We start from the raw sequence: 14,119 nt of genomic DNA on the forward strand, positions 1-14,119 counted from the left end.
ATTCACACTTTATAATGCAAAAAAGGATGTAGGATAAATCCTACACCCTTTGAATGCTTGAAATAATTAGTTTGCCTTTTTAGCAAAGATTCTGTAGAGGAATGTGAATACAACACCAACTACAGAGATGCAAGCTGCGATTAAGAATGCCTGCTGGTATGTGCCATTTGCTGCTACTGTCTTTGCCATAATCTGTGGTCCAAAGTAACCAGCAAGAGCAAAACCAATAAACATAATACCATAGTTTACTGAGTTGTTCTTTGGTCCGAACTGATCAGCTGTAAATCCAGGATATACACCCATGAATGAACCAAAGCTAACACCAACAACTGAAAGTCCCACGAAGAACTGAGCTGTAGCGCCCTCTCCTGTAAGGTAGAGGCATCCAAGTCCTAAAGCGCCAAGAACACATGCAAGTGCAAGTGTGTTGATACGACCAATTTTATCAGAAAGTGTACCTGCTACGATTCTACCGAAAGCGTTGAAAAGAGCAAGAACTGAAACTGCAAGTGCAGCTGAAGCCTCACCAATCATAAGTGTTGCAACTGGCTTAGCCTGTGAAATAACCATCATTCCTGAGAATGCACCACATGTAAGAAGAAGAAGCATTACATAGAATACTGGTGTAGAAAGCATCCCCTTCCAATCAAGGTTCTTAGGAGCTGCTCCGCTAGCCTGTGCTGCTGGCTCCCAGCCTGCTGGCTTGTATCCTTCTGGACACTGTTCAAGGAAAAGGCAAGAAACTGCAATAAGTACAAGGAATGTAATACCTACAGCCTTGAATGCAAATGTAACATCAGAGCTTCTCATGATAGCTGTAACGATTGGTGGAAGGATTACAGAACTAAGTCCATAAACTGCAGTTGTGATACCGCCAATAAGTCCTCTCTTGTCTGGGAAGAACTTAACACATGTAGAAATTGTGCTACCGTAAGCCATTCCAAGACCAAGACCGCCAATAATACCATAAGTAAAAATTAAGAATGAAACGCTTGTAGCGAAGCCTGAAAGGAACATACCAAGTCCCCACATAATACCACCTACAAGGATAACCTTCTTAGGTCCGATTTTATCATTGAACCAACCACCTGAAATCATCGTGATAGGTCCTACAGAGTTTGCAATCGTATATACGATAGCAAGATCACCAGGAGTAAGTGTCTTTCCTGTCAATGCACTTAAGTGGCCTGCCATCTCTGGCGAGAACACTGACCATGCATAAATTGATCCCAAGCAGATGTTAATGAAACATGCTGCAATTAAAATAATCCATCTCTTCTTGTCTAAATTCATAATTTCTCTCCTGAATATCGGTCCGCTGGGTTTCTATGAACAATCCATATATCTCCATTCGCCACGCTTTCGCTCTTATTCGCTCATTGCCCTACATAAGATGCTACCTTTGGTACCATCTAAGTAGGGATGGCTCATCAAGGGCTCATTATAGATATATGTATTATTCTAAAAACCCAGCTCACCTAAATTTTATAATATGTATGTTAATCCAAGTGAATCGCAAATCATTTCTGTATATTGCGCAGTCCTTGCATTTTATTGCAAATTACGCTGCCTCGTAGAAAACAAGCTCTGAGTGTTACTTGCGCGACGCGTTTATAGCGGAGCGAAGTGACACTCAGGCTTGTATGCGTGACGAGGCATTCACAGCCTAAGTCTGTAGGCTACAAGCTCTTAGGTGTCTCAAGCGAGACATGTTAGTCGAGCTGAGATACCTAAGGCTTGTAGTCGTAACAGACGTAGTATTTAAATGTCAAGGGCTGCGTGATATCCCCAGTATACTGCGTTGGTGATTGTAGAAACCTTTGCGGCATCTCCGATTACACGTACAAATGGTGCTGCGTTGAGAAGTTCATTTACTACGTCTGTACGTGAACGCTGTCCAAGTGCACAGATTACGCTTGAGCCCTCAACCATAACTTCTTTGCCATCTTTATCTTCGCAAAGAACACCATCAGCTGTGACCTTAACAGCCTTAAGGCCAGTATTTACATTAACATATTTATCAATTTGCTGTAAGAGTAAAGGACGATGTCTTACATTTGCATCAGGAGCAAGAGCATCTCTCATCTCGATGATAGATACTTTCTTTCCTTCCTGTCCAAGGTGAACTGCACACTCGCAACCAGCAAGTCCGCCACCCATAACTACTACGTTGTCGCCAACCTTTTCCTTTTCTTTGTAGTAATTGTTTACGATAACTACATTGTCGCCATCAAGGCCTGGAATTGGTGGAACAAGTGGTGTAGAACCAACAGCAATAATGATTGCGTCAGCATTTTCCTTCTCAGCGTACTCCTTAGTAACCTCTGTGTTAAGACGAATCTCCACTCCCGCATCACGAGCTAATTTCTCATATGTGCCTGTAAGCTGATACATTTCATATTTGAATGAAATAGCCTGCTCACTCTTAAGAATTCCGCCAAGCTCAGACTCCTTCTCGCAAAGAATAACCTCATGTCCACGACGAGCAGCTGTATATGCAGCATAAAGTCCACCAGGACCACCACCTGCAACAAGAACCTTTTTCTTAACTGGAGCTGGCTTAACCTCATCACCTTCGATTTCACGACCGATAAGTGGGTTAACTGTACAACGACGTGTAGATGTAGCTGCACGCTCTGCCATACATGTAAAGCATCTTAAGCAACGAACGATTTCATCATCACGGTTCTCTGTAACCTTCTGTGGAAGGTATGGATCTGCAAGAAGTGCACGGCCCATATATACGATATCAGCCTTACCTGAAGCGATAATTTCTTCCATCTGTGCTGGATCATTAAGACCACCAATTGTAGCTACAGGTACCTTCACGTGCTTCTTAATCTCTGCTGCAAGAAATACGTTACGTCCGTGCTCCTCAAACATAGAAGGATGAGTGATACCAAATGTCTTCTGGTAAGTACCAGCTGAAACATGGAGAATATCAACATAATCTTCAAGCTGCTTTGCAATCTCGATACCCTCTTCGATACCGTAACCACCTTCACAGAACTCAGAGCCTGACATTCTAAATTCGATTGGGAAACGTGGACCTACTGCCTCACGGATAGATGTAAGAATTTCCTTTGCAAGTCTGCAACGGTTCTCTAATGATCCGCCGTACTCATCAGTTCTCTGGTTGAAAAGTGGTGAAAGGAACTGGTTGATTAACCAACCATGACCACCATGAACCATAATCATCTCGAATCCAGCACGCTTTGCCATAGCAGCAACGTCACCGTAAGACTTTACGATTTCATCGATCATCTCTTTTGTCATTCCCTGAACTTCTATGCCGTCAGGTCTAACTGTGTCCATAGGGCCCCACTGCTTGAGGCTCTTCTGCTTTGACTTATCAGTCATGTATGTGCCAGCAAACATTCCTGAATGTGAAAGCTCAAGTGAAGGCATTCCGCCGTGACGTCTGATTGCATCTGCTGTATATGTAGCACATGCAAGTGAATTTAAAATAGCTGGATTTAATCTATAAGCGTGGCTTCCGTCTGATTCATGTACCATGCACTCTGATACTGTAACAGCGGCAGCGCCACCCTTTGAGCGAAGCTCATAGAAGGCTGTAGACTTTGGTCCGATACAACCATCATTTGTAATATCTGTTCCACCCATAGGAGCTGAGAACATTCTGTTTCTAAATGTAACACCGGCAACTGTAATAGGGCTTGTAAGATTTGGATATTTTCTCTCCATATTCCTAATTTCCTCCTTTGATTGTTAAATTCTTAACACTTAACTTGATAATATTTTAACATGCCTCTATTTTCCGTTCTATCAACAAAAAAATAGCAGGTACAAACAATTTGTTTACACCTGCTGTTTCTTTATATGTATTTCAGTCTATTTTATTAGTATTTCACTAAACTGCTGCAAGTTTTTATCGTGCTCTTTTTCTTTTGGATATGCAACATATACATTCCATGGTATCCCATCAACAATTGGAATGAGTTTTATATCCTTTGCAATCATATCCTTGTTATGTATATCTACGTCTATACCTATGCCATACCCTTCCTGAACAAATTCATAAATCATGGCTGCTTCCATTGTTTTTATACGAATATCAGGATAAAAGCCCTCTCTCTCACAAGAGTTTATAAGATTTGCATATGACTGATATTTCTCATTGAGACTTATCAAATGCTCTCCCCTTAAATCCATTATCTTTAGACTTTCTAGTCCAAAGAACTTATGCCCCTTTGGTACTACAGCACACATAGACTTACTGTCTATTTCCTTTTCAATAAACCCTGTGGCCGCAACACGACCAATAACCAGTGCCACCTCCAACTGTCCATCTACTAACTTTTGCTTTATATCTGGATTAGACCCTTCCTCTAATACAAGTTCTGTCTTTCCGATTGCGCCCTGAAACTGCTCTATTTTTTTCATGGGAAGCATACGAATTAAGCCGCAGGAATATCCCACATTAAAAATATCATTTTTCTTTCTGAGAGACTCTAGGCCTTGCTCAAGCTCTTGATTCTCTGCTAAAAGTTTCAAACCTTTTTCATAGAAGAAAACACCTGCTTCTGTTGGAACCAATCCCTGCTTAGTTCTATCAAATAATTTTATTTGAAGCTCATGTTCCAATCTGTCAAGAATCTTTCCCAATCCCTGAGGGGTAATGAAAAGGGCTTTTGCTGCTTTATTTATGCTTCTTGCCTCATAGCACTCCATAAATGAGCGAATATCTTTTATATCCAATATAATCTCATCTCCTTAAAACGTCATTAATGCATATACTAAGATTGCCATCATAGATATACACCGGAATCTCATCATCAAAACTATAAACGTAAGCCATCATAGGCTCTCCCTCTATGTAGGTTGTGACTCTCTCCTTCTCAGGGTCTACAATCCAGTATTCCCTGACTCCAGTTCCCATGTATTTGTGCATCTTTTCATTATAGTCTACCCTTCTGGTACTCCTTGAAACCACTTCGATAATCCAGTCTGGTGGTCCTATAATCCCTGACTCGGAAAGCTTTATATCGTCACATAACACAACAACATCAGGAATTAATAATGAATTATCATCTTCATCAAAATATAAGTTTACACCTACATTAAACATTCGACATTTGCCATTGTTAAATCTAATAAAATCATCAATAATTCTGCCCACATTTTGAACTATCATCTGATGCTTTAGATTAGGAGCCTCGTTATAAATTAGATGTCCGTTAATAAGCTCAATTTGCTTGTCCTCATCTATCTCATGTAAAAACTCAACATTTAATCTCTCTTTATCAATTGCAAGATTACCATTTGTCAATTCACCAGAATCCTTTGAAAATGAAACATCATTTTCTCGTCTAAATTTTTTCTCAAACTCTATCTGATCAACAGTCTCATCAGGGTGCTTATCAAGGTATTCTCTCAATAATTTGAAATAGGCATATACTCTACGACACATTTCTTCATGTGCAAGCACTCTGTCAATTGTTTCTATTGTGACATAGGATGGATTCTTAGTCTCTCCAGTCATTATTTTGCTGACAGTAGATACAGGTAAATCCGCCCTATCGGCTAACTCTGCCGTAGTCATTTTCAATTCTTTTTTGCGATTTTTTAATTCAGCTAAATAATCCATAAAAATAGCCCTCCGCATCTTCATTATATGCGGAGGGTTTCTTTTAGTCAACACTATTTACCCGTATTTGGGTAAATCTATGTTATTTATAAAACTTCTGAAATTGAATCCACTAAGCTATTATCCCCACCAAAGGAATGAACATATCCCTGAAGAGACTTAGCCTTTTGCATCAGATTCTTAGAACCTGACCATACGAAAATAGACGATTGTCCCTTTCCATTTTTAGCTTCCTGGATAAGATTAGTAGCTGCACTGTTTCCATCAAAAGCAATAACCATGGAAGGACGTCTCTCGAAAATCTCGTAATTAAAACTCTTATAAATTCCCATTCCTTGAGACTCAGGGGAAACACGTACCTTGACACCAGCTTCCTTTATCTTTTTAGCCTCTTGTTTTGTAATTACAGCTGGCACAAAAGAATAAATTCTAAAGCCTTTATCATTGTGTTCAAGTAGATACTTCTCATATCCTGCTAGCTTATGACCAATTACGAAGCAAACCTCTTCGGGATTAAGATACTCTAATAACTCATCAATTTGCTTTGTAGCATTTGCACTAGGCTTTGTAGATCTATTCTCAGTATTGAAACTTCCTCCCAGTAATACAACTGGTAATCTATCCCATGTAATCTCTAAAATTTGCTCTTTTAGCTCTGTATTGGCATCAAGCCCCTCTACAGCCTTTGACTTTCCTTTAGATATCTTTACAGTCTGCATCTTTTCAAGAAGCACATCCTCTATTTCCCTGTCACCAAGCATTTTCTCAAAGGCTGCCTTCTTCTGAGAATAGGCCTTCTGGCTGTCTTCGATAATCTGCCTCTCCGCATCACGCATAAGCTTGAGCTCTGAATCGGAAAGTCCAATCATTTTCTCTAATGACAACTGCTCATCTATGGCATTGGTTCCATAGAGGGCTGCACCATCAGTACCCTGAACACAGGCAATTCCCTGCTTCAAATATGTCTTCAATGGATGCTTTTCCAGAGTATTCAAATTGTTTAGACGCACGTTACTTGTAATTTGGAATTCAAGTACAACATTATTATCCTTAAGCTGCTTTAAAGCCTCGCGCCCCTTTTTACTAGTTGGACTGTAGGTATAAAGTCCATGACCCAATCGCATCTTTGGCATAGGCTGACCTGGTGCCAAGGAGTCTCTTACACACTCTATAGAATGAGCTATATTATCCTTTTGACTATCATTCTCTCCGGCATGCACGCGTATAACAAAGCTTGGGTCAGCTGCTGCTATCTTGCAAATTTCCTTGAAGGCAGGCTTCAGTGTGATTATGTCGTTAATCTCCTCACCTACAAAATCGCAACCTGCAACATAAGGATCAAGGGCTGTAGCTTTAAGCACCTCAAGATTCTGCTCCAAATAATTTTCTGGTGTAACCGCATCCTTGATAATTGTAAGAGGAATACGTCGCATAGCTGCGAGGAAACGGATCATAACTCCTGTTTCCTTATAAATGCTTGGCATAACAGCGTGAGTTTGACGAAGCATTTCAAGAGATTCGTATTTTTTTACAAGAGTTGTATCACTTATCTCCGCATAATATATACCTTGCTTTTTATAGCTTCTAGCAATCCAAAGAAGCTTATCCTGGAAAATTGTATTATTACAGTAGGCAGGATTTTCCTTATCTCGAATCATCTGACGAAGTGAATTTTTCACATCCTCATCTGGAATCATATCAACCTTTGAAAGGTCAATTTTATACTCACTTTCAGCACCCTTGCAGAAAACATAACGATAAAGATATACCTTTTCCAAATTCGTAAATACGGCCTGTCCATCTTTGATTACAGCAAGAGAACCCCTTATTTTGACTATATTCTCCTCTGCATTGTCCATGTTATTAAGAATTAAATCTGCGAAATTGATGAAGGTATTATCGTTAATTCTTCTGTCTAGATACTTGCCCTGAAGTCCAGAGGATACGAACTGTTTTGCAACCTTTTCGCGCTGCTCATTGAGGCGCTGCCACTGAAGCTCTGTAAGCTTCAAATCAAGCTTTTTTACATAATAAAGCGGATATCTGATTTGATGAGAAATACCTAACGCAATAAGCACATCACCAGACAAATTACCATTCATATGAGTGTGTAAATCTGCTCTGAATTTGAGTTCTCTACGTATATACGTTTTAAAAATAGTTTTATCCACAGGTAGGACAAAATCCTTTGTCTGACTCATAAGAGTCTTTGCGATGGCTGGTATGGTAGCCTTTACCTCAACTGTGCCATCAGGATAAATGCTTGCAACCTCAGTATCTCGCAACATGAAAACATAGCTTTCTCTGTTGCTGCCATCTATAAAGCATGGAACCTCCCCCTCAATGATGAGCATTTTATCCTCATCCTCTGTAAGAGGCAAATTGCAAATCTTGGCAATATTTCTAATAAGATTGCCTGTGCCATGATTTGGTGTCTTTAGCACAAAAAACATCTTATCCAAATCCTTATATAGATTTACAATAATATCCTTTTCATTATCTAAAAAAAAGCATGTAAAATATGTCATTCAAATAACCTCAGCATTTTATTTTCCACATAACTCCCAAAAAGTCACTGCAGAAGCCGCTGCAACATTGAGGGAATCCACATCATGATGCATAGGAATAATAGTGACAAAATCGCTTTTCTCTAATGTTTCATCCTTTATTCCCGTACTTTCAGTTCCAAATATAATAGCTATTTTTTCAGGTTTCTTCAACTCCTCTGAAGAAAGTGGTATGGCATTTTCTTTTAATGCCATTGAAACAATAGAATATCCAGCCTCATGCAATTTGTCTGGATAGCAAATTCCCTTCTCAAAATAGGTCCATGGTACCTGAAATGAAGTACCCATAGCTACACGTGCTGCTCTCCTATAAAATGGATCTGCACAGTCATGAGTAAGAAAGATTGCATCAACTCCAAGTGCAGCTGCAGATCTAAAAATAGCGCCAACATTAGTTGGATTCATTACATCCTCAAGAATAGCTATTTTGGTTGATGCTTCAAGCAATTCTCTTACTTCTGGAAGCTGTGGTCTTCTAAAGGCGGCCAGCACTCCCCTTGTTAAATTAAATCCAGTAATTTTATTAATTACATTAAGAGGCGCTACAAAAAAATCTATATCAGCATCAACAGTAGCCAAAAGGCTCTGTACCACCTCTGTTTCATATGCCTTTTCTTCTATGAGAAAGGCAAGTGGCTCGCATCCTCTATTAATGGCTCTTTCAATAACATTTGGTGTCTCAGCTATAAACACCCCACCATTCGGCTCGAAATAATGATAAAGCTGAGCCTCATTGTACTTTGTAAAAACATCTACTCGTTCATCATTTATATCATTAATTATTATTTTCATTCATCAAAATCCTGTTAAATCTATACTCCTGAATAATTTCTTTCATTATACCAAAATAATAGAAAACTTTGCTAAAGAAGTTAGATTACCTAGCAAGAAAACAAAAAGGGCTCTATGTTAAATAATTGCCCCTATTTAAAAAAAGAGCCTGCCTTGCGGCAAGCTCAATGCTTTACATTTGAATAATTCCCAATACGTTAAGTATTGCACTGACAAGAATTATGACAACAAACAATGGGCAAAGGAATTTAATCATAAATGAAAAAATAGCCTTTCGTTTAAATGGATGATTTTCCTGCTCAACCTCTGCCTCGAGCTTCTCCACAGTCATGAACTTTGTAACAAGAATACATGTGGCAATGGCTGCAATTGGCATCATAATTGAGTTTGTAAGGAAATCAAAAAAATCCAAAAACTGCATTCCAATAATTTTAACACCTGAAAGTGGTCCATTTCCTAATGAAGATAGACTTCCAAGGACTATCATAATTGCAGCCATAATATTAACGCCTCTTTTTCTATCCCACTGGAACTCATCTGAGAATGTAGATACAGCACTCTCAGTCAAAGCAATAGCACTTGTTACTGCTGCGAACAATACCAATGCAAAAAAAACAATACCGATTACTCTACCAAATCCCATGCTAGCAAAAATCTTTGGCATAGTGATAAACATAAGTGAAGGTCCGGCCTTAAGTGTAGTCTCATCACCACCTGTAAATGCAAAAACAGCTGGAATAATCATAAGGCTGGCCATGATAGCGATAGCTGTATCAAAAATCTCTACTTGCTTTGTGGACTCCTCAATACTTACTTCCTTTTTAACATAGGAACCAAAGGTAATGAGAATACCCATAGCAATAGAAAGCGAATAAAACATCTGCCCCATGGCTGTAACAACAGTCATAATTGAAAAGTTCTCAAATTCAGGAATGAAAAGATATTTTACACCTGCAAAAGCACCTGGTCTTGTAACAGAATATACGCAGATTACTACTGCAAGTAATACAAGTAATGGCATAACAAATTTAGAAACACGCTCAATACCATTTTCTACTCCCATGTAAATAACTATCAATACTAAAATCGAAAATACGATAAACCATATTTCAGACTCAGCACCGTTTGTTATGAAATCTGTAAAGAAAGTATCAGTCGCCATTACAGATGCATCATTTCTGATATATTCAAATAGATATTTGCATACCCATCCACCAATTACAGAATAATAAGGAACGATTAATATTGGGATAATAGCATTAATCCATCCACCCAAAGTCATTAGCTTGTTATTACTTAATGTATTAAATGCTCCTACAGGACTTTTATTTGTATAACGGCCAATAGCTGTCTCAGCCACAATCATCGTATATCCAAATGTTAATGCCAAAACTACATATACAATTAAGAAAATACCTCCACCGTATTTTGCGCAAAGATATGGAAATCTCCAAATATTTCCCAAACCAACTGATGCTCCTGCGGCTGAGAGCACGAATCCAATTTTTCCTGAAAAACTACCGCGATTACCTTGTTTCAATTTATTCTCCCTCCGAGTATTACTTTAGCAATTTAATGCTTTATGACTTTAGGCTGCTAAATTGCACTCACTTAGTATAGCAAAAAAAATAGCTCTAAGAAAGTATCTTAGAGCTAAAAGTTTAATTTTGTATTAATTTTTATCCAAGCAAGTGATTAATAAATTGTTGGGCCGTTCTACCTGAAAGACCACCTTGCTCCATTTCCCATACCTTTGCTTTTGCTATTATTTCCTCATCTGGCATGTCAATTCCTGCTCGTTTTGCAAGACCTAGAACAATCTCGATATACTCTTTTTGCATTGGCTTAGAGTAGCTAATGGTAACTCCAAAACGATGTACCAATGAAAGCTTCTCTTCAACTGTATCAGAATGATGTCTGTCATCAGTATTAGTCTGATCATTTCTATCATTCCACGTTTCTTTTATGAGATGACGTCTATTAGAGGTAGCATAAATCAAAATATTATCAGGTTTTGTCTCTACACCACCTTCTATTACAGCCTTCAAAAATTTGTACTCAATTTCATGTTCCTCAAAAGATAAGTCATCCATGTAGATTATGTACTTATAATTTCTATTCTTAATGCTGGCTATAATTTTTGATAGATATCTAAACTGGTGCTTATAGATTTCTATCATTCTAAGTCCTCTATCATAGTACTGGTTAACAATAGCCTTGATGCTAGTAGATTTACCTGTACCACTGTCGCCAAACAACAATACATTATTGGCTTTTTTACCGTTAACAAAGCTCTCGGTATTAGCAATTAATTGCTGCTTTTGATATTCATATCCAATCAAATCATCTAGAACAACTTCGTCCATATTGTTAATTGGGACAAATACAATATCATTATTTCCCGTTTCTTCGATTCTAAATGCCTTGTTAAGGCCAAACATTCCTACACCATATGCCTTGTAGAAATCCGTAATTACGGTAAAGAAATCTTTTTCATCCTTGGCATCCTCAAGGGACTTAGAAAGTGTACGAACCTTTTCACTTACACTTCGATTGTACATTTGTTGATTCTTTTTAACGGCACTGTAATTTGTAAAAACAGAAAAAGAGCCAATCTCCAATTCCTTTTCTATAGTTGAAAAATCGTAATCAAAAATCTCTTTTAATATCTTAAAATCGTTTTCAACTAGATAGTTAACTGAACCAGGCTTTACCTCTGTTTTTTCAGTAACAAGCGAAAAAGGATTTTCGTTTGTGATAATGTAATAGGCTATGTAGTTATGCCATAAATTGTCATCAAATCCATAATCTGTAGCAAGCATGAGAAGCTGCTTAGAAATAGCATTGATTTCTCTGGTTATCTCTCGTTTATTGAACTCGCCTGCTTCTACCTTATCAATTGCCCGCCCCAACTGATAAAGAATACTCTCTTCTGTCAAATCACCATACATTAGTAGTCTTGAAATTTTTTCGTACATATTCTCGCCTCTTCTTATCTGTTAACTATTTCACTTCTTCTTTTAAATACTTTTTGTTCTTGTACATTTCGCCATCAGCACGTTCAAAAATCTGAGAAACCAGAGTATCTCTTTCAGGCTCGTATTCCGCCATTCCACAAGCCAACACAGGTCCATTACCACTTTTTTGATTCTCTATAACCTGACTGCGAAGTTTATTTAACAACTCATGTCTCGCTTTAAAATCATTACCACGTATGAATACCACAAATTCATCGCCGCCAATTCTAAATACCGGGCTATGAACATATGTATCGCATAATAGCTTGGCAGATGCTTTAATATATTCATCACCTGCCGCATGGCCTAAAGTGTCATTTATCTTTTTCAAATTATTAGCATCGCTGACAACAAGTCCAAATGGCAAGTAATCCATACCGCTATCCAGATTTGCCTGTACTGATTCTTCCAACTCTTTATAGGCTTTCTTGTTCTTGATGCCAGTTAATTCATCACGCCTTGCCTGCTCCTTTTCATTATTTAATTCCTTTTGGTGAAGTTTTTCTCGCTTAACTTCATCATCAATATTCTCTATTGCAATAATGAAATGAGTTCCGTCGCTAGTCTTGCGCACTTTCATGCGTGTATAGTGTGGCTTATTGTTTTCCAACGTTCTATAATCTATTGTATCTCCTTTACTAATTTCAAGAGCAGAAATCATATTATCTCTATTAATAAATTCTAAAAGCATATCCCTGTCTTGTTTATGAATAACCTTTGGGATATTCTCGTAGCATTCTTCAAAGAAATTATCACCTGACTCGCTCAATTCTAATTGACCAAAAACATTGTCTACTCCATAACTTACATACGAAGAATCTTCAATGTTCACATAATAAATAACATCATAATTAGATGCAAGACTCTCTGCAATCTGTGTAAAAGTAACAGTCTTTTGTTGGTTTTCCCTGTTCAATTTTTCAGCCTGAAGCTCATCTTCTATATCTTTTATGAAAATAATGAAATACTGTCCATCGCCAGTACGCATTGCTGTGAATAAGAAATATCTAGGCTCACCATCTATTACAAGTCGATACTTAAATGAAAATGAACGTTTACCCTCAAGTGCTTCTAGCAGTGTTTCTTTATTGTAAAAGCTTCTTGCATACTCTTTGTCATCTTCATAGACATAATCATCCAGATTATGCATAGTCTCCTTAAAAAAGTCCTTGCCACGAGTAGGCACATTCATAGACATATATTTTTGACTCTTGGCAAATTCCAGGTACTCTCCTGTTTCTATAAAAATGTAATATATGACTTCATAGTCCTCAGCCATTGTGGCTGCAATATTATCATGAACTGCTCTCTCTCTTTTTACGCCAGCATCACCAAAAGAGTGTACAACGCATATTCCTATCATAAGTCCTATGGCATATAATGGAAAAATTACAAGCAAAGTCTGCAACACTAGAAATACACCCATAATAATGCTAGTTGTTGCCACTGCCATATATCGAACTTTTTTTTGACCTATTGATTTATATGCAATATGAAACATATACATAGATGTTACAAAATAGAAAATCGACTGCAAAATATATGTGATATATCTACCAGATTCAGCAATATACTCATGATTGCGAGTGAAGTCGAAAATAAATCGGTGATAGTGGTTTATCATCAGATATATAAGCCCTAATATAAACATAATCCAGACACTATAAATCAACAACTTGCTTAGTCGTCCACTTCTGTCCAAATATGCCACTATGTACCTTACCCATGTAAGCATAGTCATTAGCATAAAAATAAAATAAAAAACTGTATCTGAATATAAAATAGGAAAAAGTGCTGGGACTTCATGATATTGGTATAATATTCCCCATAAAATATCCACAACAAAATATCCATTAACTGCCATCAAAAATTGACCATATCTAATGGATACGATTTCCTTTTTACCTTTATTTTTTTCACTTAGTTTGGCTTCCTTAAAGAATTCCCAATTTAAAATCAAATTAACTATTAGTGCAAACGCACTGACCACTGAATAAATCATCTAAATGTATATGTCTCCCCATAGATTTCAACATTTTTACATTACTATTATAGTCTTTGATTAACAAAATTAGTGAATTTTCACTTTCTTTTTACAACTTTTATCTCTATTTGAGTAAAAATACACTCAAAAA

The 14,119-nt window shown here is 37.6% G+C and carries 9 protein-coding genes; all 9 read right to left on the reverse strand.

Going from position 1 to position 14,119, the window contains the following annotated elements; genetic code table 11:
• Nucleotides 1-66: 66 nt before the first annotated feature.
• Nucleotides 67-1,293 carry an L-lactate MFS transporter gene (locus tag E7276_RS06540; protein WP_294215267.1) on the reverse strand — a complete coding sequence of 409 codons (1,227 nt, stop codon included), beginning with the start codon at nt 1,291-1,293 and terminating at the stop codon, nt 67-69.
• A 468-nt stretch (nt 1,294-1,761) separates the two neighbouring features.
• Complete coding sequence (locus E7276_RS06545; protein WP_294215269.1) at nt 1,762-3,705, reverse strand: oxidoreductase; 1,944 nt, start codon at nt 3,703-3,705, stop codon at nt 1,762-1,764.
• Between the two features lie 147 nt (nt 3,706-3,852).
• On the reverse strand, nt 3,853-4,719 hold the full coding sequence (locus E7276_RS06550) for a LysR family transcriptional regulator (RefSeq protein WP_294215272.1): 867 nt from the start codon (nt 4,717-4,719) through the stop codon (nt 3,853-3,855).
• A gap of 7 nt (nt 4,720-4,726) precedes the next feature.
• Nucleotides 4,727-5,608 (reverse strand): Uma2 family endonuclease, encoded by an 882-nt coding sequence (locus E7276_RS06555; RefSeq protein ID WP_294215277.1) that lies wholly within the window; start codon nt 5,606-5,608, stop codon nt 4,727-4,729.
• A gap of 86 nt (nt 5,609-5,694) precedes the next feature.
• Complete coding sequence (locus E7276_RS06560) at nt 5,695-8,136, reverse strand: adenosine deaminase (RefSeq protein WP_294215279.1); 2,442 nt, start codon at nt 8,134-8,136, stop codon at nt 5,695-5,697.
• An 18-nt stretch (nt 8,137-8,154) separates the two neighbouring features.
• Nucleotides 8,155-8,967 carry a TrmH family RNA methyltransferase gene (locus E7276_RS06565; protein ID WP_294215282.1) on the reverse strand — a complete coding sequence of 271 codons (813 nt, stop codon included), beginning with the start codon at nt 8,965-8,967 and terminating at the stop codon, nt 8,155-8,157.
• Between the two features lie 172 nt (nt 8,968-9,139).
• On the reverse strand, nt 9,140-10,507 hold the full coding sequence (locus E7276_RS06570) for a sodium-dependent transporter (protein WP_294215312.1): 1,368 nt from the start codon (nt 10,505-10,507) through the stop codon (nt 9,140-9,142).
• 139 nt (nt 10,508-10,646) lie between these two features.
• The gene (locus tag E7276_RS06575; RefSeq protein ID WP_294215314.1) at nt 10,647-11,945 is read right to left on the reverse strand and encodes an ATP-binding protein; all 1,299 of its coding nucleotides are present in this window, start codon (nt 11,943-11,945) and stop codon (nt 10,647-10,649) included.
• Between the two features lie 25 nt (nt 11,946-11,970).
• Nucleotides 11,971-13,986, reverse strand: a complete 2,016-nt coding sequence (locus E7276_RS06580; RefSeq protein WP_294215316.1) for a diguanylate cyclase — start codon at nt 13,984-13,986, stop codon at nt 11,971-11,973.
• Between the last annotated feature and the right edge of the window lie 133 nt (nt 13,987-14,119).

This window comes from Pseudobutyrivibrio sp., assembly GCF_015057185.1.
GTDB lineage: Bacteria > Bacillota > Clostridia > Lachnospirales > Lachnospiraceae > Pseudobutyrivibrio.